This window comes from Metabacillus litoralis (assembly GCF_003667825.1).
GTDB lineage: Bacteria > Bacillota > Bacilli > Bacillales > Bacillaceae > Metabacillus > Metabacillus litoralis_B.
On record NZ_CP033043.1, the window covers coordinates 4636930 to 4663341 of the forward strand.

General features: G+C 36.0%; 28 protein-coding genes. 14 read left to right on the top strand and 14 right to left on the bottom strand.

The window, feature by feature from the left end; all coding sequences use genetic code 11:
• Positions 1–109: 109 nt before the first annotated feature.
• From D9842_RS22580 to D9842_RS22590, 3 genes are all read left to right on the top strand, one after another.
• Positions 110–2005: an ABC-F family ATP-binding cassette domain-containing protein gene (locus D9842_RS22580; RefSeq protein WP_121664422.1), complete on the top strand. Its 1896-nt coding sequence runs from the start codon at positions 110–112 to the stop codon at positions 2003–2005.
• A 1248-nt stretch (positions 2006–3253) separates the two neighbouring features.
• Complete coding sequence (locus D9842_RS22585; protein WP_121664423.1) at positions 3254–3979, top strand: 5-formyltetrahydrofolate cyclo-ligase; 726 nt, start codon at positions 3254–3256, stop codon at positions 3977–3979.
• Between the two features lie 85 nt (positions 3980–4064).
• Positions 4065–5156: a nitric oxide synthase oxygenase gene (locus tag D9842_RS22590; RefSeq protein WP_121664424.1), complete on the top strand. Its 1092-nt coding sequence runs from the start codon at positions 4065–4067 to the stop codon at positions 5154–5156.
• A gap of 50 nt (positions 5157–5206) precedes the next feature.
• Here D9842_RS22590 and D9842_RS22595 read toward each other — a convergent pair whose 3' ends face one another.
• Positions 5207–5338, bottom strand: a complete 132-nt coding sequence (locus tag D9842_RS22595) for a YflJ family protein (protein ID WP_098799252.1) — start codon at positions 5336–5338, stop codon at positions 5207–5209.
• 350 nt (positions 5339–5688) lie between these two features.
• On the opposite strand from D9842_RS22595, the gene D9842_RS22600 reads away from it, so the two are divergent.
• The gene (locus D9842_RS22600) at positions 5689–7167 is read left to right on the top strand and encodes a methyl-accepting chemotaxis protein (protein ID WP_121664425.1); all 1479 of its coding nucleotides are present in this window, start codon (positions 5689–5691) and stop codon (positions 7165–7167) included.
• Positions 7168–7237: 70 nt separating this feature from the next.
• Here D9842_RS22600 and D9842_RS22605 read toward each other — a convergent pair whose 3' ends face one another.
• On the bottom strand, positions 7238–8515 hold the full coding sequence (locus D9842_RS22605) for an MDR family MFS transporter (protein ID WP_121664426.1): 1278 nt from the start codon (positions 8513–8515) through the stop codon (positions 7238–7240).
• A gap of 225 nt (positions 8516–8740) precedes the next feature.
• On the opposite strand from D9842_RS22605, the gene D9842_RS22610 reads away from it, so the two are divergent.
• The 3 genes from D9842_RS22610 (at position 8741) to D9842_RS22620 (ending at position 10985) form a co-directional block, all read left to right on the top strand.
• Complete coding sequence (locus D9842_RS22610; protein ID WP_121664427.1) at positions 8741–9115, top strand: DnaJ family domain-containing protein; 375 nt, start codon at positions 8741–8743, stop codon at positions 9113–9115.
• A 93-nt stretch (positions 9116–9208) separates the two neighbouring features.
• The gene (locus D9842_RS22615) at positions 9209–9886 is read left to right on the top strand and encodes a hypothetical protein (RefSeq protein WP_121664428.1); all 678 of its coding nucleotides are present in this window, start codon (positions 9209–9211) and stop codon (positions 9884–9886) included.
• Positions 9887–10052: 166 nt separating this feature from the next.
• A complete protein-coding gene (locus D9842_RS22620; protein ID WP_121664429.1) occupies positions 10053–10985 on the top strand; it encodes an alpha/beta hydrolase in 933 nt (310 codons plus the stop codon).
• Positions 10986–10999: 14 nt separating this feature from the next.
• On the opposite strand, the gene D9842_RS22625 is transcribed toward D9842_RS22620, so the two are convergent.
• From D9842_RS22625 to D9842_RS22650, 6 genes are all read right to left on the bottom strand, one after another.
• The gene (locus D9842_RS22625; protein WP_121664430.1) at positions 11000–11803 is read right to left on the bottom strand and encodes an ABC transporter ATP-binding protein; all 804 of its coding nucleotides are present in this window, start codon (positions 11801–11803) and stop codon (positions 11000–11002) included.
• Entirely contained in the window at positions 11793–12800 is a 1008-nt protein-coding gene (locus tag D9842_RS22630; RefSeq protein WP_121664431.1) for an ABC transporter ATP-binding protein, read from the bottom strand. Before D9842_RS22630 ends, D9842_RS22625 begins: the two co-directional genes overlap by 11 nt.
• Positions 12801–12804: 4 nt before the next feature.
• Positions 12805–13641, bottom strand: a complete 837-nt coding sequence (locus D9842_RS22635; RefSeq protein WP_121664432.1) for an ABC transporter permease — start codon at positions 13639–13641, stop codon at positions 12805–12807.
• 1 nt (position 13642) lies between these two features.
• Entirely contained in the window at positions 13643–14653 is a 1011-nt protein-coding gene (locus tag D9842_RS22640) for an ABC transporter permease (protein WP_121664433.1), read from the bottom strand.
• Positions 14654–14748: 95 nt separating this feature from the next.
• Positions 14749–16548, bottom strand: a complete 1800-nt coding sequence (locus D9842_RS22645) for an ABC transporter substrate-binding protein (protein ID WP_121664434.1) — start codon at positions 16546–16548, stop codon at positions 14749–14751.
• A 685-nt stretch (positions 16549–17233) separates the two neighbouring features.
• Positions 17234–17728, bottom strand: coding sequence for a GNAT family N-acetyltransferase (locus tag D9842_RS22650; RefSeq protein WP_121664435.1), 495 nt, complete (start codon positions 17726–17728; stop codon positions 17234–17236).
• 135 nt (positions 17729–17863) lie between these two features.
• Here D9842_RS22650 and D9842_RS22655 point away from each other — a divergent pair, with 135 nt between their 5' ends.
• Positions 17864–18379, top strand: a complete 516-nt coding sequence (locus tag D9842_RS22655) for a type 1 glutamine amidotransferase domain-containing protein (RefSeq protein WP_121664436.1) — start codon at positions 17864–17866, stop codon at positions 18377–18379.
• Positions 18380–18436: 57 nt separating this feature from the next.
• Here the strand turns inward: D9842_RS22655 and D9842_RS26085 are convergent, their stop codons facing one another.
• Together D9842_RS26085 and D9842_RS22660 are read right to left on the bottom strand one after the other, a co-directional pair.
• A complete protein-coding gene (locus D9842_RS26085; protein ID WP_162987531.1) occupies positions 18437–18592 on the bottom strand; it encodes a hypothetical protein in 156 nt (51 codons plus the stop codon).
• A gap of 58 nt (positions 18593–18650) precedes the next feature.
• On the bottom strand, positions 18651–18878 hold the full coding sequence (locus tag D9842_RS22660; RefSeq protein WP_098799261.1) for a DUF1128 domain-containing protein: 228 nt from the start codon (positions 18876–18878) through the stop codon (positions 18651–18653).
• A 201-nt stretch (positions 18879–19079) separates the two neighbouring features.
• Between D9842_RS22660 and D9842_RS22665 the strand changes: the two genes are divergently transcribed.
• The 3 genes from D9842_RS22665 to D9842_RS22675 are packed head-to-tail and all read left to right on the top strand — an operon-like array spanning position 19080 to position 20735.
• Positions 19080–19550: a low molecular weight protein-tyrosine-phosphatase gene (locus D9842_RS22665; RefSeq protein ID WP_121664437.1), complete on the top strand. Its 471-nt coding sequence runs from the start codon at positions 19080–19082 to the stop codon at positions 19548–19550.
• Positions 19551–19568: 18 nt separating this feature from the next.
• Positions 19569–19901 (top strand): YtxH domain-containing protein, encoded by a 333-nt coding sequence (locus tag D9842_RS22670; RefSeq protein ID WP_121664438.1) that lies wholly within the window; start codon positions 19569–19571, stop codon positions 19899–19901.
• Positions 19902–19910: 9 nt separating this feature from the next.
• A complete protein-coding gene (locus tag D9842_RS22675) occupies positions 19911–20735 on the top strand; it encodes a YihY/virulence factor BrkB family protein (RefSeq protein WP_121664439.1) in 825 nt (274 codons plus the stop codon).
• A 409-nt stretch (positions 20736–21144) separates the two neighbouring features.
• Here D9842_RS22675 and D9842_RS22680 read toward each other — a convergent pair whose 3' ends face one another.
• Entirely contained in the window at positions 21145–21291 is a 147-nt protein-coding gene (locus D9842_RS22680) for a BH0509 family protein (RefSeq protein ID WP_121665164.1), read from the bottom strand.
• A 151-nt stretch (positions 21292–21442) separates the two neighbouring features.
• Positions 21443–22639, bottom strand: a complete 1197-nt coding sequence (locus D9842_RS22685) for an MFS transporter (protein WP_121664440.1) — start codon at positions 22637–22639, stop codon at positions 21443–21445.
• 149 nt (positions 22640–22788) lie between these two features.
• On the opposite strand from D9842_RS22685, the gene D9842_RS22690 reads away from it, so the two are divergent.
• A complete protein-coding gene (locus D9842_RS22690) occupies positions 22789–23172 on the top strand; it encodes an OsmC family protein (protein ID WP_121664441.1) in 384 nt (127 codons plus the stop codon).
• Positions 23173–23210: 38 nt separating this feature from the next.
• Here D9842_RS22690 and D9842_RS22695 read toward each other — a convergent pair whose 3' ends face one another.
• Positions 23211–23630, bottom strand: a complete 420-nt coding sequence (locus D9842_RS22695) for a pyridoxamine 5'-phosphate oxidase family protein (protein ID WP_121664442.1) — start codon at positions 23628–23630, stop codon at positions 23211–23213.
• 390 nt (positions 23631–24020) lie between these two features.
• Here D9842_RS22695 and D9842_RS22700 point away from each other — a divergent pair, with 390 nt between their 5' ends.
• Positions 24021–24626 (top strand): YczE/YyaS/YitT family protein, encoded by a 606-nt coding sequence (locus tag D9842_RS22700; protein ID WP_121664443.1) that lies wholly within the window; start codon positions 24021–24023, stop codon positions 24624–24626.
• Between the two features lie 112 nt (positions 24627–24738).
• Positions 24739–25533, top strand: coding sequence for a YfkD famly protein (locus tag D9842_RS22705; RefSeq protein WP_121664444.1), 795 nt, complete (start codon positions 24739–24741; stop codon positions 25531–25533).
• Between the two features lie 27 nt (positions 25534–25560).
• On the opposite strand, the gene D9842_RS22710 is transcribed toward D9842_RS22705, so the two are convergent.
• Entirely contained in the window at positions 25561–26409 is an 849-nt protein-coding gene (locus D9842_RS22710) for a mechanosensitive ion channel family protein (RefSeq protein ID WP_121664445.1), read from the bottom strand.
• Positions 26410–26412: the final 3 nt, after the last annotated feature.

Consider the following 26412-nt stretch of genomic DNA (forward strand, 5'->3'; position numbering starts at 1 on the left):
ATAGATAAAAAATGAAGTCCCTCATTTTCCCTCCTTCTCTCCTACTTTTCTTACTATTAACTACCTGTTATGCTATACAATAGATAAAACTGTTGAAGGATTGGATAATATGAGCATATTACAGGTAGAAAATTTATATAAAACATATGGTGAAAAGGTGTTATTTGACCATATTTCGTTTACCATTGCAGAAAAGCAGCGAATTGGATTAATAGGAGTTAATGGAACAGGAAAATCAACACTATTAAAGGTGATTGCGGGACTAGAATCAGCTGATTCTGGTGAGATTACACATTCAAATACGATTCGAATTGAATATTTACCACAGCAGCCAGAGTTAACTGAGGGCTTAACAATCTTAGAACAAATTTATTATGGTGATGCCCCAATTATGCAGGTAATGAGAGAGTATGAACTATCTCAAAGTGAGCTTGAACAGGATCCAGAAAATGAAACAAAGCTCAAGCATCTTATGAATATGCAACAGAAAATGGATCAGCACGATGCTTGGGAAGCAAACACTGTAGCTAAAACAGTATTAACAAAACTAGGTATAACTGACTTCCAAAAGCCAGTAACCCATTTATCTGGTGGGCAAAAGAAACGGGTTGCGATTGCTAAAGCTCTAATTCAGCCTGCAGACATACTCATCCTCGATGAGCCGACCAACCATCTTGATAATGAGACAATTGAATGGCTTGAAGGTTTTCTAGCACAATATAAAGGTTCTATTGTTCTGATCACGCATGATCGTTACTTTTTAAACCGTGTAACAAATCAAATATTTGAATTAGATCAAGGTCAGCTTTATACCTATTCAGGTAACTATGAGGTGTTCTTAGAGAAAAAGGCTGACCGGGAAAGTAACGCAGAGCTTGCTGAAGAAAAACGTCAAAACCTGTTAAGACGAGAATTAGCTTGGCTAAGACGAGGTGCAAAGGCAAGGACAACAAAACAAAAGGCTAGAATTGGTAGAGTAGAGGAACTACAGGATCAAAAAGGTCCTGCAGCAAAGCAAGATTTAGATTTTGCGATTGGCTCCACTCGACTAGGAAAAAAGGTGTTGGAGCTTGAACATATCTCAAAAGCTTATGACGGAAGAAAGCTTATTGATCATTTTAGTTATTTAGTTACCCCTGGTGAAAGGCTAGGCATCATCGGTCCAAATGGAACAGGAAAATCAACTCTTTTGAATATTATGGCTGGCCGTATTGGGGCTGATGAGGGAACAATTGATGTAGGCACAACAGTTAAAATTGGTTTTTATACACAAGAGCATGAAGAGATGGACGAAAACCTTCGTGTGATAGAATATATTAAAGAAACAGCTGAAGTAGTTTATACGATTGATAATCAAGTCATAACAGCTGAGCAGATGCTTGAACGCTTCTTATTCCCTCGTTCAGCTCAGTGGACCTACATTCGGAAGCTATCAGGTGGAGAAAGAAGAAGGCTCTACTTATTAAAAGTTTTAATGGAGGAGCCAAATGTTCTCTTTCTTGATGAGCCAACAAATGATCTTGATACGCAAACATTAAGTGTACTAGAAGATTATCTGGATCAATTTCCAGGAGTTGTGCTAACTGTATCACATGATCGCTATTTTCTTGATCGTGTTGTGGATCATTTAATCGTTTTTGAAAGCAATGGAACTATTACTCGATTCCAAGGCAGTTATTCAGAATTCATGGAAGAGAAAAAACTACAGGAAATGAATGCAGTAAAAGTAGAACCAACAGCTGAGAAATCCTCATACAAAAAAGATAAGAAAAGACGCCTTTCCTATAAAGAACAGCAGGAATGGGAAGGAATTGAGGATAAAATTGCTGAGCTGGAGGAACGAAAAGAGCAGCTGGAACAGGAAATTGCAGCAGCTGGAAGTGACCTCGGCAAAGTACAAGAGCTATATAAAGAGCAAGAGAAAGTCGACCAAACATTGGACGAAACAATGGAACGCTGGGAAGAATTATCGCTTCTAGTTGAAGAAATTGAACAGAGTAAATAATGGAAAAGACTTAGTGCATCCTATGGAATGTATTAAGTCTTTTTTACTTTTTGATGGTTCTTGGGTATTGTTTTGAAAGGGGTAAGGTCTTTTTTAATTAAACATTTGTTTAGTGCGGAAAATCGAGTTGTTTTTTCGTTGTCCCGTCAATATTGTAGCTGATTAAGTCAAAATCGTGAGGCGTTATTTTGAAACAAGGATTGGTCACGTTAAAATGGCGGGGAATCAGGTCGGCTGTAAGTTGTCCCGTCAATATGGCCTCTGATCAAGTCAAAATCATGAGGCGTTAAGTTGAAACAAGGGTTTGTCACGTCAAAAGAGGGTAATATCAGGTCGGTTGTAAGTTGTTCCGTCAATATGCCCACTTATCAAGTCAAAATCATGAGGCGTTACGTCAAAACAAGGGTTTGTCACGTCAAAAGAGGGTAATATCAGGTCGGTTGTAAGTTGTTCCGTCAATATGCCCACTTATCAAGTCAAAATTACAAGATGTTAAGTCAAAACAAGGATGGGTCACGTCAAAAGAGCGGAAAATCAGGTCGAATGCAGGTTGTCCCGTCAATATTGTCTCTGATCAAGTCAAAATCATGAGTCGATAAGTCAAAACAAGGGTTTGTCACGTCAAAAGAGGGTAATATCAGGTCGGTTGTAAGTTGTTCCATCAATTTGACCACTTATCAAGTCAAAATCATGAGGCGTTAAGTCAAAACAAGGGTTTGTCACGTCAAAAGAGGGTAATATCAGGTCGGTTGTAAGTTGTTCCGTCAAAATGCCCACTTATCAAGTCAAAATCATGAAATGTTAAGTCGAAACAAGAATGGGTCCCGTCAAAAGAGAGTAAAATCAGGTCGATTGCAAGTTGTCCCGTCAAAATGCCCACTTATCAAGTCAAAATCATAAGATGTTAAGTCAAAAAGAGGATTGATCACGTCATAAGAGCGGAAAATCAGGTCGAATGTAAGTTGTCCCGTCAAAATGCCCTCCCATCAAGTCAAAATAACAAGACGTTAAGTCAAAACAAAGATGGGTCACGTCAAAAGAACAAAGAATCACGTCAATTGTCAGTTGTCCCGTCAAAAGTACAAATAATCACGCCCTACTCCATTCTAAAAATAAATAGTTCACCCTATTCAATCAAACAATCCCGTTCAAAACATAAACTTCATATAAACCTCATTACGTGTCTATCCTTTTCAGCTTGTTTATAATACAGTTAACAAACGTTAATAGAATGGAGTACTATATGATATGAAAACAAAGGACGAAATTAGGCATAAGGTTTGGAATCAGCTTACGGAAGAGAAGAACGGGCGATTTCCTTTTCCTCTCGTAAATCGGATTCCTAACTTTAAAGGAGCGGAAATTGCTGCAGCCCATATTACAATCTTGCAGGAATATAAAGAAGCAAAAGTGATAAAAGTAAATCCTGATGCTCCACAGCTTCCGTTACGTAAACAAATTCTGTTAGATGGGAAGGTATTGCTTGTCCCCACTCCACGTCTCAAGGCTGGGTTTATTATAGTGAAGCCGGAATGGGTGCCAGCTGGAGAGGAGCGTAAAGCTGCAAGCTTAAGTCATATTAAATCCTATGGAAAAGAAATACCTTTAACAGAAATCCCGCCTATTGATTTAATGGTAGTTGGTTCGGTAGCGATTCATTCGGACGGAAGAAGATTGGGAAAAGGGGAAGGCTATGCTGATCGTGAATATGCCATTATCCGTGAGTTAGGTAATCCACCTGTTCCAATTGTAACGACTATCCATAGTACCCAATTAGTTAGTGATGAAATTCCTAGGGATACATATGATTTAACGGTTGATTGGATTGCGACTGAAAAGGGACTAACAAAAACCAATTCTCCATATGAAAAACCTATTGGTGTTGAGTGGAATCATGTTACAGAGGAAGAAATGATTGAAATGCCAGTATTAAAACAACTTTGGGAACTTAAGTATTCAAAGAAAGAAAAGTAATTAATGAGTGTTTTTATTAGACGCAGGGAACGGACAGGAAGTAAAATATAAGAAAATATGTAAGAACTTTTAAGAGGTGACCAGATTGGTTGCAAACGTGCAGCTAGAATATGAAGCAATTGATTTTATAAAAATCGCTTATAAAGAACTTGGAAAGTCAAGCAAACAAATAGATGAACGAATAAAGGAAGTAAAGTCTCAAATAAAAAACAAAGGCTATTACGACCATACATTTGAAGAACTCGAGCATGGAGCTAAAATGGCTTGGAGAAACAGTAATAAATGTATAGGGAGACTATTTTGGAATACATTAACTGTATTTGATCAACGCCATGCAGAATCCGAAGAAGATATTTTTCATGCGTTGCAAAATCATCTTTCCTTTGCAACAAATGCTGGAAAAATCCGGCCAGCTATCACCATTTTTAAACCGTCATTAGGAGAAGAAAACGGTGTTCGAATATGGAATCACCAGTTAATTCGCTATGCAGGATATGAAACAGAACATGGACTTCTAGGAGATCCAGCTTCTATCTCGTTTACAAAGCAATGTGAGGAACTAGGTTGGCGGGGAGCGCGAACGAATTTTGATGTTCTGCCACTCATTATTCAGGTCAATAATCAACATCCGAAGTTATTTGCTATACCAGAAGACAAGGTACTAGAGGTGTCCATTGTCCACCCTGAAATAGAAGCTATCGCAGATCTTCATTTGAAATGGTACGGTGTACCGATAATTTCCGATATGAAGCTGGAGATTGGTGGTATTGAGTATACAGCTGCCCCGTTTAACGGCTGGTATATGGAAACTGAAATCGGTGCAAGAAATTTAGCTGATTCGTTTCGCTACAATCTTCTGCCTAAAATTGCTTCGGTTATGAATTTAGATACAAGAAGTCACGCGAATCTATGGAAAGATCGAGCGCTTATCGAACTAAATGTTGCAGTTCTTCATTCCTTTAAAAATGAAGGTGTAAGTATTGTTGACCACCATACAGCTGCTCAGCAATTCAAACGATTCGAACAAAACGAACGTGAAAGTTCCAGAGATCTTACTGGTGACTGGACGTGGTTGATTCCTCCAGTCTCACCTGCAACAACACATGTTTTTCATCAAAGTTATGAAAATAAAGTGATCAAACCAAATTATTTTTATCAAGCTTTACCATATGATTAAGTAGGGGCACACGGATTACAGGTGTGCCTCTATCTCTACTTAAAAGAAAATTATTTGCTGTGTTTTTCAAGAAGATTAGCTAGAAAATGTTTTTTGTAGCTTTCGAGTTTTCTCTCTTCATGACGGCGAACACCTAATTTCTTAAGTTCTTCAACATACCATCCTTTGCTTCCGTAATGCATTGAAATCACCCTTTCAGCTGAATTTTTTAGAATATATAGAGCATCGTTCAAGAGAACGTAACAAAAATAGCCTCTATTCCGATAAGAATAGAAGCCATTTTAAGTTTTGTGGTGTCATTGTAACATCTATAAAACTGTGTGAAAAGGGGGGGTTTTTCATTTTTTTCTTTAAAAACTGCCGTAGAGCGATTTTTAAAGCGTAGAAAAATTTTATGATAAAAAGCATTAAAAATTGACAAATACTATATTTTTTAGGGAAGAGTCGAACTATTTCGTAAAATATAATAGGAAATTTTGCCTATTCATGATATATTTTCTTTATAAAAGAGATAAACATAAGGGGGATATGTATGAATTCGATAGAAAAAATGGTTATGACTGATATGACGAAGAAAAATACATTAATGTTTATTAGTTTCTCCATTTCCTTGATCTTGGCTATGGCTAAAACAATAGCAGTTCAAGATATATCCAAGGGAATTTTTTATGGGGGAGAGTTGGTAGCGTTTACATTATTGTATCTTATTTTTCAAAAACTATTAAAAAAACCTGTATTTTTCCCATACACTAGTATTATTTCAATCTATTTATTTTTAATTTCTGCTCTTTTTATATGGGGGCCAAATGCTGAAATTATTATTATTATTCTATTTTTAACATTAATTTCTTCTATCCATATGAAGAGGAATATCTTTGCGTTAGGCTATACCCTAGGGTTTATCGCTTTTGTTTTATCATTTATCCTAAAACAAGAAGATAACCTAGCTTTATCAACTATTTTTGCTTCAGCAGGGATTGTCTATGTTTTATCAGGGTTAGTTCTTGGAATTGTTATTCATTTGAATAGCAGGCAATTCCGTCAGCTACAGCACTTTCTTGATCAAGCTGAAAGTGAAGCAAGTGAGAAAGAGAAACAAAAGCAACATCTTGAAATTAATGTTTCTGGAATTGTTGAAGCCGTTTCTATTGTTAACAAGCAAATTCAGGAAAGTTTAGAAGCGCAACAAGAAATGAAACAGGCTATTACGGAAGTATCAGCCGGCAGTCAAAATCAATCAGAGCAAATTAATGATATATCGGAAAATTCAAAGCTAACGATGAAATCAATGGAGAAGCTCCATTCTATTTCAAAGGATTTGAAAGAAGATTCTAGCCGTGCAAGTAACATTATCATTGAAGGTAACGAGCAGGTTTTTGAATTAAACTCAGATATGAATCAGTTAAAAGCAATGATTACTGAGTTAGATCAGACGTTTAAATTATTAACAGGCACAATAACTGAAATGAATCAGTTAACAAATTCAATAAAAGAGATTACTGACCAAACAGGTTTGCTTGCTTTAAATGCGTCTATTGAAGCTGCAAGAGCAGGTGAATCTGGCAAAGGGTTTTCCGTTGTAGCTTCAGAAATTAGAAAGTTAGCAGATGTAACAAGGGCAACAACAGAAAAAATAAATGAAAATCTTCATACTTTAAATGAAAGTAATGCAGCTGCCGTTACAAAGATGGAGAATAGTTATTCTTTTATTGACCGAAGTGTTAAGTCATCGGACAAGGTAAGTACATCGATTCAACATGTGAAAAAAACATTGGAAAACCTATCTTCACAGTTTGAACAATTTACAAAGTTTGCGGATCTTGTGAAAGGTCAGTCACATGATGTCCAATTATCAACGAATGAGCTAGCAGCAATTATTGAACAATCTTCAGCAAGTCTACAGGAAATGAGTGCAACTGTTGAAAATTTAACAGAAGATAACAAGACAATTGCACGATTAATGGAAGAAACGTCGGTAAAGGCTGAGAATTTGAGACAAACAAATTCATAACATGATACTACCAAATATTTATACAAAAAAGCTGTAAAACGAGATACTTCTCTTCGTTTTACAGCTTTTTTTAACTAGCTTCTATATGTTTAACCTGTTTTAATTCGGCTTTTTGAAACATTACATAATATAAGAATCCACTTACAACTGCTAGTGCTCCAAGGATCACAAAGGTAATTTGATATCCAAACCATAAAGACATTGGAATCGCTATTGGTGCTATCGTTCGTCCGATTGTATATCGCAAGCTAGCAGCGGCAAAATATTGACCCCGCATATGGTCAGGAGCAAGTTTTGAAACAAACGTTTGTTGAATTCCAGCTGTCATAAGCTCGGCAAAAGTAAAAATTGCCATTGCTAGGATGTAGAGCCAAAGAGAACTTGTAAAACCGAAAACAACCATTGAGATTCCATAGATGAAAGAAGAAAGAACAAACACATTCCTCTCTTTGAATGTTCCCATCCACTTTGTAATGAAAATCGTAAATAGAGCCACAAGTAGACCATTTTCTGAAAGAATTACGCCGAATGCTTGCTCACCGTTTAATGTTAAGGACCAATCACCAAAGCGGAACATTTCTTGTTGTTGAATCATGTCTGTCATATAGACTGGAATAATCATATCTAGCTGCATAAAGGTAAGTGCAACAAGAACACCCGCAATGATATAAAGCAAAAATGTCTGGTCACGGAAGATTATTCGATAATCCTGGATTTGCTGTAGTATTGGGCTATACCATCTACGGTTTTCACCAGCTGAACCAGCATTGTAAGGAGGGGCAGTTTCTCTTGTTTGTTTTGCTAATAAAAAAGAAAGCAACATACAAATGAATCCTGCAACTAATAATACTTCAAATGGATACTGAACATAAAAAATAGCACCTAAAATAGGTCCAATAACAACAGCGATATTAATAGATGTATAAAAAATAGCAAAAACGCTACTACGATGCTTTTCTTCAACTACGTCAGCAACCATTGCTTGAGAGGCTGGCCAGTAAAAGGAACCAAATACTCCTGCGAACGCAAAACAGATAAAGCCGAGAATAGGCAAATCGAGCCAAGGAGAGTTCGATAATGCAAATATCATGAAGGATAAACCTTGACCAAATGAAGCCATCACCATCATGGTTTTTCTTCCGAATCGATCAGCACAATATCCCCCCATTAAATTGGCAATAACTGAGAAAACTTGCGATATAATAAGGAATAAGCCGGCTTGTGCTTTGCCGAATTCATCAGCGAAATAAATCGTTAGAAACGGGAAGAACATCCAAAATGTTATGTTCATCAAGGCTTCACCAAATAATCGTATTTTAAGATTTGTATCCCAATCTCTTATTTTCATTTTGAATACCTCGATTCTAGAAATCTACGTTCCTCATCATACTCTTTCGGGTCACGAAATACAATAGAAATTTGAAAAATTTAACTTAAACTTAATGTAGATCAGGTTGGTAGTAAAAGCCTAATTTGAATGAGAAATGAAGGCTGGTTTCATGATTAAAGGATCTACTGTTAGAAGAGGTGAATAATAGCTATAATACTTATCAACGAAAGGAGAAAGATTTGTATGGATTTATTTTCAATCATTGCTGAAGATAAAATAAAAAAGGCAATAGAAGAGGGTGAGTTCGACAACTTACCTGGTCAAGGTAAGCCATTGAATCTAGAAGACCTATCCCATATACCTGAAGAGCTTCGTGTGGCTTATAAAGTTTTAAAAAATTCAAATATGCTAAATGATGTAGAAAAACTTAAAAAGGAAATTAGTTCAATCGAGGATCTAATAGATGCTACTGAAGATCTTCAAGAAAAAGAAACGCTTAAACAGAAAAAACAGGAAAGAATGTTAAGAATAGAACGTTTAATGAAAAAACGGAATGCTTTTCAATCACCGGCATCGTCTTTTTATAAAGATAAAGTACTGAATCGTTTTAAAAAATAATGTTGTTTTCTCGTTCATAATTAGGGAATTCATAATTTAAAAGGAAGTTGTACAAAATGGAATAAACGAAACATTCATTCGAGGAGGGCTAGAGTGAAAAAATCTTATCTTCTATTTCTTATTATTTTGCTTTTAACGGGTTGTGTACAAGGTACAGAAGAGCAAGGAGATAAACCTATAGAAGAAGATCATGTAACGGAAGAAGAAACAACAGACGAAACTACAGACATCGAAACAAATGAGGAAGAAGAAGCTGAGCCTCCAAAAGGTGATAAAGAGCTCGTCTTAGAAAATGCTGAAAAAGTAATAGGCTCCTTACAAGATCAAAACTTTGAAGAGCTTTCTACCTATGTTTCTTCAGAAAAAGGTGTGTTGTTTTCCCCCTATGCTCATATAGAGGACGATGCTGTTACATTCAAGCAGGAGGATCTCTTGCATTTCTTTCATTCCGAAGAAGAGTATACATGGGGTGTAAGAGATGGAAGTGGTGAGCCAATTAAGTTAATTCCAAGCAAATACTATAGTGAATTTATTTATGATGCAAGCTACCATCAGGCTGATGAGGTTGTTTATAACCCAGAACAAGCAAGAGGAAATACGATAAAAAATATTAAAGACACATTTCCTGAGTCTCAAGTTGTTGAGTATTACGTAAAGGGAACTGAGGAAAATGGGAATATGGATTGGAAGGCCTTAAATCTTGTTTTTGAAAAAAATTCAAAGGATGAGTGGAAGCTTGTTGCAATCGTCCATGATCAGTGGACGATATAACGTGATTAATCCTGTACACCTGTGAGTAAGAGTTTAAGGGTGTACAGGATTTTTTGTTTGTTTCATCATCCAAAGCATGCAGTTTTTCATATTGCTTCGTTTTCTTGTCACACCTTCTTGTGCATTTCAATAAAATATAAAAAAGCCTAGAAGGGAAGAGAAGTGAATGTGGCAATGGATCATAGGGTTAGTTCTTGCTTCGATGATTGTCTGTTCAATAGGTATATATTTGTTAAGCCGTCTTCTTCTTTCGCCGAACAGGGTTCCTTATGACAAAACGTATAAGCTTGGTATTCAAAAGGGGGAAATTGATGCCAACATCTTTCACACGTTAGATAAAGAAGAATTATATATTCCGTCTTACCATGGATATAAGCTTCATGGAATGCTTTTTCCAGTGAAAAACAGTAAAAAAGTAATCATTATTGCTCATGGAATTCGTTGGTCTTTGTTTGGAAGTTTTAAATATGTAGAAATGTTTCAGAAAAGGGGATTTCACGTTTTGTTATGTGACCATCGATTTCATGGATTAAGTGGAGGGAATTATACCTCTTTTGGTTACTATGAAAAAGATGATATAAGAGCGTGGATTGACTATTTATCAGTGCGAATGGGAGATCGTGCTTTTATAGGCTTGTTAGGTGAATCACTTGGAGCTGCTACAGCATTAGAAGTAAGCAAACGGGACAACAGAGTGAAGTTTTGTATTGCTGACTGCTCATTTAGTGATTTTTCAAGCTTACTAAAATTAAGATTGAGGCTTGATTTAAGGCTGCGTTTTTATCCTCTAATCGATGTTATAAGTCTTCTCATTAAGTTACGTCATGGATGGAGTTTTCCTGAAATTTCCCCAATAAAAGGGTTAGAAAAAACAAAAACCCCCATTTTATTTATTCATGGGAAAGAAGATACGTTTATTCCGTTGCAAATGACGTTAGATATGTTTAAACGAAAAAAGGGAAATAAAAAGCTCTATTTAGTCCCTAAGGCAGGTCATGCAGAAGCCTATAATACAGATCCGAAGGGCTATGAAAAGAAAGTAAGTGATTTTATAAAGGAAATTGAGTGTGGGTTAAGAGAAGAGGCCAACTTATGTTAGTTGGCCTTCTTTGATTATCCCAAATCCCAGGCTTCATGCAGCTTAGGTACGTCAGAAATGAGCTGTTGTGTGTATGGATGCTGTGGATTCATTAACACACTATCGGCGCTTCCTTGTTCAACAATTTTTCCTTTTTCCATGATGTAAAGAGTATCACTTACATAATAGGCAAGACCTACGTCATGAGTAATGAAGATAATCGTCATGTTGTTTTCTTTTCTTAGCTTTAATAACATATCCAAAATAGTAGAGCGAGAGCAGGCATCAACCATTGAAGTTGGTTCATCTGCTAGCAATACCTTTGGATGCAGAAGAAAAATTCTAGCAATCATCAAACGCTGCATTTGTCCACCTGATAGCTCAAAAGGATATTTATTATAAAGCTCTTCAAATTTCAGGTTAACAAACGTACATGCTTCTTTCATTTTCTCAAAGCGTTCTTCTTTAGAAAGCTTTAAACCTTGCAGTTCAATACAGTCATTTAATAGTTTTTCGACTTTATGAAACAAGTTAAAAGAAGAGAAGGGGTCCTGAAAAATGGCTTGAATATCTTGCCAATATGATTTTCGATCTCGATGACTTTTTAGTTTGCGCGGCTTTCCTTTATACTCGATATCTCCACTTGTTTCCTTTAGTAGTCCCATGACCATTTTAGCAAGTGTGGTTTTTCCACTCCCACTTTCACCAACAATTGAAATAATTTCTCCACGATGGAACGCAAAGTTTACTTGGTCAACGGCTGTGTTTTTATTTTTCCCATAACCGAAAACCTTTGTTATGTTTTTCCCGCTAATTAAAACCTCTTGATTAGGCTTCATTTGCATACCACTCCTTTAACGTCTCATTGTCAATTCGACAACGATACAGACGTTCACCTAGATGTTGAGTCGTAATTTTTCCAGTACGGCATTCATCAGTTGCATATGAACATCGTTCAGCAAATCGGCAGCCATCTATTTTCTTTTTTAAATTAGGAGGTGCTCCAGGAATCGCAGCTAGTTTATGTTCCTTCATGCCAGATTCAGGGACAATAATTGAACCCATTAGCTTTTTGGTATAAGGGTGAATGGGATTAAAAATAACGTCTTCGGCTTTTCCTCTCTCGACGATTTCTCCTGCGTACATCACCATAATTTCGTCTGTTACATGATAGAGAAGAGGGAGTTCATGTGTAATGAATACTAATGAACGGATGAATTTTTTATCTAATAAATCTTTTAATAATTTAATGACAACTTTTTGGGATGTTACATCGAGTGCAGAGGTTGGTTCATCAGCGATTAATACTTTTGGATTTAAAATGGTTGAAATAGCAATAACTGTTCTTTGTTTCATCCCGCCAGAAAGTTCATTCGGATAAGAATTTAAGACTTTAGGTGAAAGATTTAATGTTTCAAATCTTTCAGCAGCCATTTCATAGACTTGTTTTTTCGACAGTTCAGGTTGATGTTCTTTCATAATGTCTTCAATAAATTTAATAATCTTAATCGTTGGATTTAGGGCGTTCATTGCCGCTTGTGGAATGTAGGCAATTTCTCTGCCTAGGACTTGTTTTCTAAGCTTTTCTTTTTCGAGCTTCATAATATCTACACCATTGATGTTGATCGAACCGCTACCAAAATGGAGTGGAGGAAAGTAAAAACCCATTAAGCTTAAGGCTAAGGTTGATTTTCCGCATCCTGATTCCCCAGCAATTCCAATTGTTTTTCCATCTTCAAGGTGAAAATCCACACCATCAACAGCATAGACCTTTTCTTTTAATCTGGTTTTATAGTAGGTTTTTAATTCTTTAACATCAAGAATATGTTTACTCATATCATTAACTCCTTATCTTAGGGTTAAAAATTTCATCCATCCCAGTATTCATTAAATAGAGAGAAAATGTAATGATCGCAATAGCGATTGCTGCAGGTATAAATGCCCACCACGCACCGGATACAGGAGCTTCAAAGATTAAAGCCCAGTTCATAATAATACCAAGAGAAATTGTGTTATATGGTCCAAGCCCCAGCATAGAGATCGATGCCTCTGAAAGAATACCTGATGCTGTTTGCAGAACAAATGCCATTACAACATAAGACATGATGTAAGGTAAAATTTCAAAAATAATAATTCTTGGTGTGCTATGACCAGATATTTTTGCGATATTAACATGATCTCTGTTTCGTAGAGAGGATGTTTGAGCGCGGACGGCACGTGCTGTCCATGGCCAACTAGTGATGCCAATTACAATTGCTGTAATTAACGAACTTCTTGAATCGATACTGACTGAAATCAGAATTAAGACAATGAAAGACGGAATAACGATAAAGATATTTGTGATGGCAGATAAAATTTCATCAAATATTCCTCCGATATAACCGGCGGATAATCCGATGATTAACCCAATAATCGTTGCACTTAAGCCGGCAACTAATCCTACAAAAATGGAGGTTTTGATTCCATAAATAAGTTCAAGAAACAAGTCTCTTCCAAAGTTATCGGAGCCTAACCATAATTCAGCACTCGGTGGCTGAAAGGCGAGTGCAACCATTTCGGTTGGATCAGCAGTATTAATTAAGGGGTAGATCGTTACAAATGCAAGCATCAACAAAAATGAAATGGCACCGATAAGGAATTTTGGGGAGCGAATTAATATTTGTAGTGAACTATTCATATTATTCTTCCTCCATTTGCGAAGCTTTGATTCTAGGGTCAACCAACCCATAAATAATTTCAATGGTGAAGTTAGCTAATAGAACGGATATGGCAATAAGTAGAGTAGCGCCGGATATGAGTGGATAATCTAGTTGACGTATGGCAGTAAATAGCCATGTTCCAATACCAGGATAGCTAAAAACAATTTCAGTAATTAATGACCCGCCGATCATCGTACCGATTGACAGAGCCAAACCTGTAATCTGTGGTAACATCGCATTTTTAAATACATATCTAGAAATTGTTGAATCTTTAATACCAAGTAATTTGCTATATAAAACGTAATCTGTGTTTAATTCGTAGATCGACATTTCTCTCATTCCGATAGCTTGACCACCAATTGTAACCAAGACAATTGAAATAAAAGGGAGGAAGTGGTGACTAATCACAGATCCAATAAACTCAAAACTTAAATTTGGTGTCATTTGATAATTGTAGCCGCCGGATGTTGGGAACCAATTAAGAGTGAGCCCAAAGATATAGAGCATAATGATCGCCAAAATAAAAAATGGGATGGAGTTGATAAATAAAAATGTAGGAAAAAGCACTTTATCAAATACACCTTTTTTATAAGCAGCAATAGCTCCAAGGGCATTTCCGACGATCCAACCAACAAGGATAGCAGGCAGTTGAAGAGCTAATGTCCAAGGAACAGCTGAGGCAAGAATAGAAGTAACAGACATTGGATAGAGTCCGAACGACGTTCCTAAATCACCCTTCAATAAATTCCCTACATAAATAAAAAATTGTTGCCATAACGGCTTATCAATACCAAACTCTGCAGCAAATGTATCGTATACCTTCTTAATTGAATCACTGTCTGTCATTCCTTGAGTCATTTGGTTGGCAATCACACTTACTGGATTTCCCTCTATTAACCTTGGTAGTAGGAAGTTAAGCGCGACTGCTACAAACAAGGTCACAAGATACCAGAGGGATTTTTTTAAGAAAAACTTCCGATAGGCATTCATGACTTCACAGCACCCCCGTTATTAGGTAGTTTTAAAAGGAGTAGCTGGGATAACCTTATATGAATTATCCCAACTAGATCTATCTATCTTTCAGTCTATTTATTTGTGATTTGATACAAGTCTTTTACACCTGCACCGTCAATTGAAATTTGTGGTGGAATGTTATTGCCGTCTCCTTCAACTGCAAAGCCTTTCCAAACCGATTCGTTCACTGTATGGAATACCCAAGGTCTATACATAAGTGGGATTGATGGAATGTCTTCTAAATAAATTTTTGTAAGTTCTGTGTACATTTCTTTTAATTTCGCTTCATCTGTAATTGTTGGAATTTCCTTAATTAACTCATCGGCTCTTTCATTTTTATATCTTCCCCAGTTCCAGAACGCCATTTCACCAACTGGAGCTACACCTTCTGAATACATGATTGTTCTTGCTCTATCCCAAGGCTGACTCGGACTAACTGCACCAGCAGGCGTATTCATAATGATGTCAAATTTCCCTGTTTGTAAATCATTTGTCCATACAGGAGCTTCAGGGAAGTTCGTTCTAATTTCAATTCCAATGGCCTTAGCGTTTTGTGCGACAATTTCTAGGGCAGCATTCCAATCAGACCAACCATATGGACATTCGATTTCCCATGGTCCAAGTCTTACACCATTGAGAACACGAATACCATCTGCTCCTTTTTTCGCTCCAATACTATCAAGCAACTCGTTGGCTGCATCAATATCTGTTGTCCATTGAAGTGATTTAATGGCATCTTGATCTACATACTTTGTTTCAGAAGGTGTATCTAATGTAATAGACGGTTTCATTTCACCAGAATATCCGCTCATTGCTAATTCTGAAATTTTGTCATAATCAATTGCCATTGCAATCGCTCTTCTAACATCTGGATTATTTAAGCCATCTTTTGTCATATTGAAGAAAATAGAAGGCATTGAACCAGGTAAGTAATATGGTTTGTCTTTCACATATGTTTTGATTGGAGCACCGTCTTCCCACATTTTCCAAACTTGAGGGATGAATTGTTGTGAAACGTCAACTTCCCCTTTTTTAAATGCTAGAGAACCTGCAGCATTATCCTTATAAATAACATGACTTACATACTTCGGAGCTGGTAAGCCGCCAAATAGAGATTGTCCCCAATAGTTATCATCTCTAATTAAGGTGATCTTTTGGTTATCAAATGTGTGCATTTTGTACGGGCCAGTACCAACAGGATCTGGATTCACTTCTTCACGAATCTTGGCAATATCGTTCCCACTTTTCTCTTCAATTTCTTCCCAAACATGCTTAGGCATCATCGGAACTAATTGAAGACTATCTAAAACTGTGAGTCGGTTAGGATTATCTTGTTTTAAGCGGATATTAACGGCGTTATCACCGTCTGCTTCTACCGCATCAATTGCTTCCCAGAAGTTGCTCCAAGATATTGAGTATTTGTTTCCTAGTTCATAAGAATACACAACGTCTTCTGATGTGAATGCTTCTCCGTCATTCCACTTTGCATCAGGATTTAATTCAATGTGAAGTGTCGTGTCATCAGTCCATTCATAACTTGTACCAAGTAATGGCTCTAACGCACCATCAAGCATATTAATCATGAAAAGATTTTCATAGATTAATGATCTCGAGTTCGCATATGCAATTGGAAAAGATGGATTTCCCCCTAATGGACTAAAGGTTGAAGGCGGTCCCCATTGTAGACCATTAACATACAATGTTTCATTCCTTGGTGTTGTCCCTGATGAATTTTGTTCAGAGTCATTTCCTTCTTCACTTGGAGTTGGTTCATTTGTTGTTGGTGGTTTTACCTCATTGTTACAAGCAGCTAGTAGTCCAATTACCATGATTAGACTGAAAAATAAACTTAAAACGCTTTTTAACCTCATTAACCAGTTCCCCCCTCTGATTCCAATAAAGTAAACGCTTTCAAGTAAAATATATTATTTGTTTTGAAAACAAGAACTAGTAATTTTAGAATTTTTAGATTATTTTTTGGAATTTAGGCATGGAGGACTATTTTTAGGGGGGTCTAGAGATTGGATTTGGGATTAGAAAGGGATGGGCTATGGGCTGTTCGTAGAAGGGAGGGGATGAACGACAAAACGTGTATTGTTCGTAACCGGACTGTCGTTCATAAGGGTGATGAACGACAAAAAGGGAATTGTTCGTAGCCGCAATGTCGTTCATAGGGGTGATGAACGACAAAAGAAGTATTGTTCGTAACCGGACTGTCGTTCATAAGGTGGATGAACGACAAAAAGGGAATTGTTCGTAGCCGCAATGTCATTCATAAGTGTGATGAACGACAAAAGAAGTATTGTTCGTAACCGGACTGTCGTTCATAAGTGTGATGAACGACAAAACGAGTATTGTTCGTAGCCGCACTGTCGTTCATAAGGGTGATGAACGACAAAAGAAGTATTGTTCGTAACCGGACTGTTGTTCATATGTGTAATGAACGACAAAACGGGTATCAATCGTAACCACACTGTCGTTCACCAAGAAAATGAACGACAAAACAAAACTCAGCAGGAAGAAAGATGTTTTTCATCACCAAGCTACTTTATACATTTACTGTTCTCCTAACTTAGCAACCATATCCCAAGAAGTTCCGTCGATTCCAATTTTCTTAAATCCAAATCTCTCGTATAAACGTAGAGCAGGATTGGAGGGGTCCACACTAAGTGATATTCTCACATATCCTTTTGAAGCTGCTTGTAGCTTGATTTCTCTTAACAATTCTGATCCAATGCCTTTTCCTCTGAATTGTGGGAGAATGGCCATGCTGAGGATGGGGGTTTCCTCATCAACGTAACCATATGTTTTAGTCAAATCGTCGAAGAGGCGGATCCAAACAGCTCCGAGTTTCTTTCCGTTTGAATCAACAGCAAGTAGTGCTAGATCTCCGTGTCTTCCCCAGTCTTTGACGTAACTAGCCATCTTCGGTGTTTCAATAATACTGCGTGGGGGTTTTTCTGAATGTTCATCCACATAAACTGCTTCGTATAGCATATCCCAAAGAAAATGAACATCGTCTTTTGTTGCTTCTATCACATTAATTGTCATTTAGATCAACTCGCTTTTTTTCAGTTAATATTCGCTACTTTTTGAAAAACTCCTTTTTATGCAAAAAAGTTTATAGTGGGACAAGCACGGGTAATACAGAAATGTATTCAAAAAGAGGAGGTTATCATTAACAATATGTCTAAGAATATTGCTGTTGTATTAACTGATTACTTTGAGGATATCGAATATACTGACCCAGCTAGAGCGTTTAAAGAACAAGGTCATTCTTTGACGACAATCGAAGATGTTAAAGGGAAAACAGTGACAGGAAAACAAGGTAAAGCAAGAGTGGAAATTGATGCTTCAATTAATGAGGTAGATTCAAGCCAATTTGATGCCTTGTTTATACCGGGTGGATTTTCTCCAGATCAACTAAGAGCGGACGAGAGCTATATCCGTTTTGCTAAAGAGTTCATGGAAGATCAAAAACCTGTTTTTGCGATATGTCATGGGCCACAATTGCTTATCTCTGCCGAATCATTAAATAATCGTGATGTTACTGGTTATCAATCCATTATGATTGATTTGAAAAATGCTGGTGCAAATGTACATGATAAAGAAGTTGTAGTTTGCGGCAACCAACTTGTAACAAGCAGAAAACCTGATGATTTACCTGCTTTTACTAGAGAATCATTAAAATTACTTTCTTAAATAAACGTTTGTTTAATATGCAATTGTAAAAACCCCCTTAACCAAAAGGGGGTTTACTTATTTTTTATTCTTCGTACTATCTTCAGTTGGCAAAGGATCAACACGATACGAATCTTCAGAGTTAACAGCAGCTTTTAAGCCATATAGAACAAGGATAATTGAGGTAATGAGGAATCCACATAAACTGATTGTTGCTAACCACCAATTTAACATAAAAAAATCCCCCTCCTTGTTACATTCATATGTAAGTAGGGAAGGAGTCAGAATCAGATTATTGTCCTTTGCGAAGATTTCCTAATTCTTCTGCAATGGCTTGCATTTCATTAGGGCTGAAGGAATTTCTCTTCATAACATGTTCGTAAATATCTTTCAATTCTTCGTACATTTCTTCATCAAAATGAGAAGGTTTAATAGCACCTAGATTTAGAACTCTGAGTTTTTCCTTGATTTGCTCAATCATATACTCAACATTTTCAACTGACTTTTCAGTAAGGTTCATTCCCTTCAGTCCTTTCTCGGAATCGGTAATCGTTATAGTTATTGTAACATGAAATACTAGTACACATTCAAAAACTTGTTACTTAGTCCTAATTAAGTATATAATGCCGAATTGTATTTGATTAAGGAAAAATATTATCATAATAAGTAGAAATAATTGTTTTTAAAAGAAAACTATTGGGAAAAAGGTAAGGAGGATATAATGGTTAATATTTTATTTGTTTGTTTGGGGAATATATGCCGCTCACCAATGGCTGAAGCTGTTATGAGAGATTTAGTTAAGAAGGAGGGGCTCGAGGAGGCCATTCAAATTGATTCAGCTGGTACAGGAAACTGGCATACAGGGAAACCACCACATGAAGGGACTCGTCGTATTTTAGAGCATCATAACATCTCTTATGAAGGACAAAAGGCAAGACAGCTTACGAAAGAAGATCTATCTCAATATGATTATTTGATTGGGATGGATAATGAAAATATTGGGAATATTAGACGTCTAGCTGGATATCATTCAACAGGGAAAATTCAACGATTATTAGATTATGTGGAAGAGTCGGACATATTAGATGTTCCTGACCCATATTATACAGGTAACTTTGATGAAGTATTCGAAATGGTCCATAAAAGCTGTAGAAATTTATTAAACGAAGTGAAAACTTTACATAAACTTTAACGATAGGAGGTATGTTAGGTGGCAAATGAAAATAAGTTAATTAAAGGTATGGTTATCGGCGCCCTTGTTGGAGCAGCTGTTTCATTATTGGACAAACACACTCGTGAAGATGTTATTCAAGCTGGTAAAAATGTATCCTCGAAAATTAAAGGCTATGTTGATGAACCAACTACATTAACTAGCGAGGTTAAGCAAAAGATAGATAATGTAAAGGATAAAGTACAAGAAGTGTCAGAAGATCTTTCTTTTTTAAATGAAAAAGTGAAAGAGCTTAGAGAAACAACACCACAAGTTGTAGGATTAGTACAAGAAACAAAAGAAAGGTTCATTCCGAAACGAGATCAATCGTGAGGTGAATGCATGTTTAAAGAAGGTTCATTCCTAAAAGAATTAGTGAAAAGATTTACAAATGATGAGGTACCAGGCCTTTCTGCTCAGCTTTCTTATTTCTTTTTATTGTCGTTATTTCCTTTTCTCATCTTTTTAATCACATTGCTTGGTTATTTACCGATTTCTCAAGAAGATGTATTAAACACAATTAAACAGTTTGCTCCTGGGGAATCAATGCAATTAATAAATGATACGCTAAATCAAATTTTAAATGATAAAAATGGTAAGCTTTTATCATTTGGTATTATTGCAACTCTTTGGTCTGCATCCAATGGAATTAATGCTATCGTTCGAGCTTTTAATAAGGCATATGATGTAGAGGAAAGCCGCTCATTCTTTGTTGCAAGAGGGATGGCAATTTTACTTACAATGGCAATGGTTTTTGTCATTATTGTAGCCCTTTTATTACCTGTGTTTGGAAAAGAAATAGGCCTTTTTATTTTTTCTCATTTTGGTGTTTCGGCACAGTTTTTAACGATTTGGAATACTATGCGCTGGCTTGTTAGTGGAATTATACTGTTCATTGTGTTTACAGCTTTATATTTTGTTGCACCTAATAAGCGTTTGCATCTTAAGGATGGAGTTCCAGGTGCAATTGCTGCAACAATTGGCTGGATTGCTGTATCACTTGCATTTTCTTATTATGTTGGTAATTTTGCAAACTATAGTGCAACGTATGGAAGTATCGGAGGAATTATTGTCTTAATGGTATGGCTTTATTTATCAGGGATGATCATTATTCTTGGTGGTGAATTCAATGCACTGTTATATAAAAGAAAACATGCTTTAAAATAAATTACCAAATGTTTTAGTTCATATTGCTTCCCTAAAAGTGAAATAGTAAGTAAGAAGACAAAAGTCTTTATTTTTATGAAAGTGGGGGATTCAACAATGGCAAAACATACAAAAAAAGGCGGAAGTCATAACAAGCAAAACTCTAAACAAAGTCCAAAACATAAAACAAGCGGTAGTGCTAACGGACAAAACGGTTATCATTAAAAAAAAGGCTGGCTAGGATTAAAACCTAGTCAGCCTTTTTCTTGGTTTATTACAGAAACTGCATTATTGTGGTTACGACATCCAGCTCCAGCACCTAGCCCTTCGAGGTCATAAGCCAATTTAGAATATAAGGCAAAGAACGCCTTCTATTCTAAATCGTCTTACGCTTGTCGGGTCTGAACGAGGCGCTTGCGCTTTTGTTCATTTACTCAGCATGCTCAAGACAGCTGTTATAAACGGTGCTGTAGATATGTTCAATATCAGCATCAGTCATATAAAGTAAAGAGTCTTTGTCAATTTCCTTCATTCTTTCAATAAATTCAATCATATTCTTACGTTCCTGTCTGTTCATCATTTCCCCATCTCCCTTTGGTTATTGTTATGGTACAGTTTATTGTTGTTAGTTGTATTATATAACAGATTATTAAAAATGTTCAAACCTTTTTTAAAAATTTTCAAAAAAGGCACTAGCAGGCTTTGAAAATAAAAAAGCTGACAAGATGTCAGCTTGAAAAATGATCCACGGAGGGCTTAGTAGATTTTTCTGTTGTTAAAATTGGTTTATAGATAGTAACGGCTATAAATATGAGTAACAACATACTGCTTATGATAAAGAAATAGCTAATATCGTTAGTGTATTTAATAAAAATACCACCTAAATAAGGGCCAGCTAGGCTGCCTACACTAAAGGCAACTCCACATAGGAGATTTCCGGTTGGGAGCAGGTTTTTTGGCATTAGGTCAGTCATGTAGCTAATTCCTAGTGAGAAGGTAGAGCCAACAACCATTCCAGATATGAATAAGCAAATAATAAGAGCAGTAGGAAAATTTTCAACAAAACTGGCTGTCGTAAAGCTCAAAAAACCAGTGAATAAGATAAACATTAACACAGTTCTTCTTCCAAATTTGTCACTTAAAATTCCAAGCGGAAGTTGAAATGTGATTGCTCCTATTGCAAAAGAAAACAGTAAAACAGAAATATTCGTTACATCAAGACCAATTCGGAGTGCGTAAACAGGAAAGCTACCGTTTAATGAGGATTCTAAAAATCCATAACCTAAAGGAGGTAAAAATGCAACCCATCCGTATTTCCATGCACTTTTAAATCGTTTCATTGTTTCTTTCATCGAATTAACCTCAATGGTTTGCTCAGGATAGTCGTTTTTTAAAAGAAACAATAGAGCCCAGCCTATAAAGCAAAGAACAGATGAAATAATAAAAGGCAATGCTTCGTTTATGTTAACGAGTGATGCGAGTAATGGACCTGCTGCAAAACCAACACCAAAAAATAGACCATACAGTGAAATGTTTCTTCCTCTTTTCTCCTCAGACGAAAATGAGGTAATCCAAGTTTGTGTACCAAAATGCAGGGCATGGTCACCAATTCCAATCAAAAGTCGTAGGCAAAACCAAAACCAAAAGGATTTCCATAATGGAAATAATGCAAGAGAGGAAGCAACGACTAAACCGCCGAGGATAATAATTGGTTTATAGCCAAACCGTTTTAATGGGTATTCCATAAAGGGAGATACTAAAAGAATCCCAATGTATAGAGCTGTTGCGTTTAAGCCATTTAAGTCTGAAGATAACCCACTATTTTCAAAAATAATAGCAATTAGTGGTAGAAGCATTCCTTGGCTAAACCCTGATATCCCGACAATAGAAACTAATATCCAAAAACGAACTCGTTGAGTATTCATGTAAGCACCTCTCATGATTTAGAAAATAATTCTTAAATGCCAGTAATACTTTAAACCGAATAACAAAATTATACAAGAAAAATAAGATAACATTACTTTTGTAATCGTCGTTTTTTAGATACAATAACTTAAAAACTGAGGTGAAGATAATGGAATTTAAAATGAAGAAAGAAGTTGGCTTTACAACAACAACAGAATATGGAGAATTGCATGTAGCGGGAGATGAAGCCTATGGATATAGACCATATCAACTAATGGTCGCATCAATTGCTGTTTGTAGTGGTGGTGTATTGCGGAAGATTTTAGCTAAGAAAAGAATAGAGATAGAGGATATAACGATATCTACTGATGTAGAACGTAATGAGGCTGAAGCAAATAAGATTGAAAAGATACATATTCACTATAAAATTAAAGGTCAAAATTTAAACGAAAATAAAATTCATCAATCAATTTTATTAGCTAGTAAAAATTGTCCAATGGCTCAGTCTGTTAAAGGGAGTATTGAGATTGAGGAAACATTTGAGTTGATTTAAAGTGAAAAGCCAGGTGAGTGATCACCTGGCTATATTTTTTATAATGATAGAATTTCCGGTTCACTTGAAGACTTTTCGAAATAACGATAAGAAGAAGGTGAAATTTTTAAAAGCATATAGTTAGGATCATCCGCACTTGGTATCCAATTTTTTAAGTGCTCATTCCAGAACTTTTCTTTAAGCTCTTTAGATTCCTCTACCATAACTGTTCCTTCCACTTCCACGTATGGATCGTCCCATCCATTACAATCATTTCCTAATAAAATATGAACATTAGGGTTTGTGTTAATATCCTCAACCTTGTGGGTATCTTTATTGGTAGCTGTATATAAAACTAAATCCTCGTTAAAAAACAGCATGAATCGAGAGAAAGGCTTGTTTTGACTGATAGTTGCTAATGTACCTACTTTATGATTTTGTACGACTTCAAGTAATTTATTCTTCAAATCCTCACTCATTGGATAAGCTCCTTTCTTTTCCTCATACAATATAGTTGCGTATGTAAATAGCTTCGCACTATATTAATGTGCAATAAAACGATGGATTTCATTCATCTTTAATGTAAAGGAAGGTAAAGAGTTGAGAATTGGTGTTTATTTTTAAATAAAAAGAGACTCTGTGTATAATACACAGAGTCTTATAGTTTGTGTAGGACGAAACAGATAACTAGAGAAATTGGTAACGCTTGCAAAAAAAGCGTTAATTTTCTAGGGACACTCTATCGTGTACCTATATGATACTATATTCTTCAAGCTTTGTAAATATTCTGTTTATTAATTTTACTATTTGTTTTAAAGTAATGTTTGTCCTCATATTTATTAGCATCTACTTAGAAAGGAACTAAAAGAATGAAGATTAGAATTTTATTTTATTTAATTGGGCTCTTCTTAATGGGTTTTGGTGTCACACTGACAATAAAAGCTGACTTAGGAGCTGGGGCTTGGGATGCCTTAAACGTTGGTCTGTCAAATGTGATTGGGTTAACAGTAGGAAGTTGGGTTATTATCATTGGGGTAATCTTAATATTTATTAACGCCTTAATCGTTAGAGGAAAACCTAAATTCCTAGCTGTGGTTACAATTTTATTAATAGGTTTTTCAGTAGATTTTTGGCTGATAGTAGTTATGAGCAACGTTCATTTAAGTACATTATTATTACAGGTAATATCTCTTATCGCAGGGATAATACTTATTTCCATTGGCGTAGCCATGTATTTGCAAACAAAATTCCCTGCTAATCCAATTGATCAACTGATGATCTCGTTGCATGAAAGGTTTCATTTGAACTTTATGATTGCTAAAACAATTGGAGAGGTTACCGCACTAATTTTAGCCTTTATTTTACAAGGACCCATTGGGGTAGGGACAATTATTATTACCTTTTTAATTGGTCCAATGATTCAATGGATAAATAAGCCTATGACGAAGAGGTATGAGTTATTGCTAAGGAGATAATAGAGAAATCACCATGTTCAGAACTTTTTAGAAGTACTGATTTAAAAATTTTGGATAAACCATTTCCCGATTGAAAACAATAATGATAAGCATGTTGAAAGGAGTAAAAACCATGAAAAGAAGATTGCTCATTTCTTTAGTTTTGCTTTTATCATTTAGTTTTTCAAGTGCTGTATTAGCAGAAGGGAAAACACAAAAGCCGAAGATGCCTGGTTCGGTAATGGATATTTCAAAGGAAAACACATATCCAAACCCCACTCAGGATTTACCTTATTTACAGCCAAGTGAGCTAACTCAGCAACTGATTGACACTGCAGAAGTTCCAATTGAGAATCCTGATTTGATTCGTATTTTAAATGAATCCAGTATTTCTGATGCACCACTTGCCTTTGGGTATCGTGCCACTATTTATTTAGGTCAGTGGGCACTTAATTATGAATCAACTGAAACAGCAACAAATTGGGAGTATCAAAAAATAAACACAAATTATCAAGATAACCGTGGTGGAAAATCACAAATCCAAATGCATTATCGCCAGGAGGCACAAAAATCTGTTAAAGGTGGCTTAACCGCCAAAGTCCCTGAAGCAGAGCATGTTAAAAAAATGATGTTGTTAGAGGCAATGAGGAAAACCAATTTACCTTTAGCGTTTGAAACGATCATTGGGGCAGGAACAAAGAAAGATCAAGTGTATAATGTACCTCCAAAAAAATTAGGCTATTTATATGCCTATGCGCCTGCAGTAAATGAAAAAGGAAAAGTAACGTACGGTGAAGTTTATTTAGTGTTAAAAGGTAATAAGAAAAGCATTGTTGTGAAAAATGTAACATCACAAGGAATTGGTGCTTGGATTCCGCTACAAGATCATGCTTCCTTTGGATTTGTTACGTCTGATCAACCTAGATAAGCGTTTTAAAAAAATCAGTACCATCTTTTAGGTACTGATTTTTTCATTTTGGTTTAATGTAATTCTTTCTTCTGCTAACTGAATTCCTTCATCAAAAAGAGCATTAGCAATGATTTTTCTTGCTTCCTTTGCCGCATTCCAATAATGCAGGTCATCAACTAAACCGATTACTGCATATTCGTATCCCCGGTAATTAGCATTTAAAGAGGTGATTCCGAATAAGTGAAAGGGCTCAATAATTGTGTTAGAAACATCTCTTTTTAAGTAGTCTCCCAATTCTTGATTTAGTTTTTCACAGGTGTGTTCTAGGACTGTCCACACTTTCTCTGGATCCTCCCTAAAGCTTGTAACAACACGCTCAATAACTCGCATCCGATCTATATTATAGTTATGAATTTGCTTTATTTCACCGTTACTAATAGTTAGTAATTTTCCACTCCATTCTCGTACCTTTAAAGAACGGAGGCCGATTTCTTCAACAGTACCATTAAATGTGTTGTTGATTGTAATAAAATCACCTTGATGAAGCTGTTTTTCATAAATTAAAAACATTCCTGCTAAAATGTCCTTTATTAAGCTTTGTGCTCCAAACCCGATGACAATACCTGCCACACCGGCACCTGCTAGGATGGATCCGAAATTTTCAACAAATAAAGAAATAATGTATAAGATGAAACCTATAGTTGCGGCATATCTTGTAACAGATCTAATCAAACTTTCAATTGTTTTTTCTTTTCGTTCTTCTATAAAATCTGTTCGCTGAAAGAACTTTCTTATAAAGAAATTGATAATAAAAACACTCACTGCTAAGAGAATAGCAACAATAATTACTTTTAGTAACTCATATTCTTTTAAAAATGCTACTACCTGTTCCATCTT

Coding starts and splice junctions, on each gene's coding strand:
- D9842_RS22580 (WP_121664422.1), top strand. CDS start 110: ATGAGCATATTACAGGTAGAAAATTTATATAAAACATATGGTGAAAAG.
- D9842_RS22620 (WP_121664429.1), top strand. CDS start 10,053: ATGTGGCAATGGATCATAGGGTTAGTTCTTGCTTCGATGATTGTCTGT.
- D9842_RS22655 (WP_121664436.1), top strand. CDS start 17,864: ATGTCTAAGAATATTGCTGTTGTATTAACTGATTACTTTGAGGATATC.
- D9842_RS22690 (WP_121664441.1), top strand. CDS start 22,789: ATGGAATTTAAAATGAAGAAAGAAGTTGGCTTTACAACAACAACAGAA.
- D9842_RS22605 (WP_121664426.1), bottom strand. CDS start 8,515: ATGAAAATAAGAGATTGGGATACAAATCTTAAAATACGATTATTTGGT.
- D9842_RS22650 (WP_121664435.1), bottom strand. CDS start 17,728: ATGACAATTAATGTGATAGAAGCAACAAAAGACGATGTTCATTTTCTT.
- D9842_RS26085 (WP_162987531.1), bottom strand. CDS start 18,592: ATGTTAAATTGGTGGTTAGCAACAATCAGTTTATGTGGATTCCTCATT.
- D9842_RS22675 (WP_121664439.1), top strand. CDS start 19,911: ATGTTTAAAGAAGGTTCATTCCTAAAAGAATTAGTGAAAAGATTTACA.
- D9842_RS22685 (WP_121664440.1), bottom strand. CDS start 22,639: ATGAATACTCAACGAGTTCGTTTTTGGATATTAGTTTCTATTGTCGGG.
- D9842_RS22665 (WP_121664437.1), top strand. CDS start 19,080: ATGGTTAATATTTTATTTGTTTGTTTGGGGAATATATGCCGCTCACCA.
- D9842_RS22645 (WP_121664434.1), bottom strand. CDS start 16,548: ATGAGGTTAAAAAGCGTTTTAAGTTTATTTTTCAGTCTAATCATGGTA.
- D9842_RS22700 (WP_121664443.1), top strand. CDS start 24,021: ATGAAGATTAGAATTTTATTTTATTTAATTGGGCTCTTCTTAATGGGT.
- D9842_RS22660 (WP_098799261.1), bottom strand. CDS start 18,878: ATGAACCTTACTGAAAAGTCAGTTGAAAATGTTGAGTATATGATTGAG.
- D9842_RS22705 (WP_121664444.1), top strand. CDS start 24,739: ATGAAAAGAAGATTGCTCATTTCTTTAGTTTTGCTTTTATCATTTAGT.
- D9842_RS22640 (WP_121664433.1), bottom strand. CDS start 14,653: ATGAATGCCTATCGGAAGTTTTTCTTAAAAAAATCCCTCTGGTATCTT.
- D9842_RS22710 (WP_121664445.1), bottom strand. CDS start 26,409: ATGGAACAGGTAGTAGCATTTTTAAAAGAATATGAGTTACTAAAAGTA.
- D9842_RS22600 (WP_121664425.1), top strand. CDS start 5,689: ATGAATTCGATAGAAAAAATGGTTATGACTGATATGACGAAGAAAAAT.
- D9842_RS22680 (WP_121665164.1), bottom strand. CDS start 21,291: ATGAACAGACAGGAACGTAAGAATATGATTGAATTTATTGAAAGAATG.
- D9842_RS22625 (WP_121664430.1), bottom strand. CDS start 11,803: ATGAAGCCTAATCAAGAGGTTTTAATTAGCGGGAAAAACATAACAAAG.
- D9842_RS22610 (WP_121664427.1), top strand. CDS start 8,741: ATGGATTTATTTTCAATCATTGCTGAAGATAAAATAAAAAAGGCAATA.
- D9842_RS22595 (WP_098799252.1), bottom strand. CDS start 5,338: ATGCATTACGGAAGCAAAGGATGGTATGTTGAAGAACTTAAGAAATTA.
- D9842_RS22585 (WP_121664423.1), top strand. CDS start 3,254: ATGAAAACAAAGGACGAAATTAGGCATAAGGTTTGGAATCAGCTTACG.
- D9842_RS22630 (WP_121664431.1), bottom strand. CDS start 12,800: ATGAGTAAACATATTCTTGATGTTAAAGAATTAAAAACCTACTATAAA.
- D9842_RS22695 (WP_121664442.1), bottom strand. CDS start 23,630: ATGAGTGAGGATTTGAAGAATAAATTACTTGAAGTCGTACAAAATCAT.
- D9842_RS22635 (WP_121664432.1), bottom strand. CDS start 13,641: ATGAATAGTTCACTACAAATATTAATTCGCTCCCCAAAATTCCTTATC.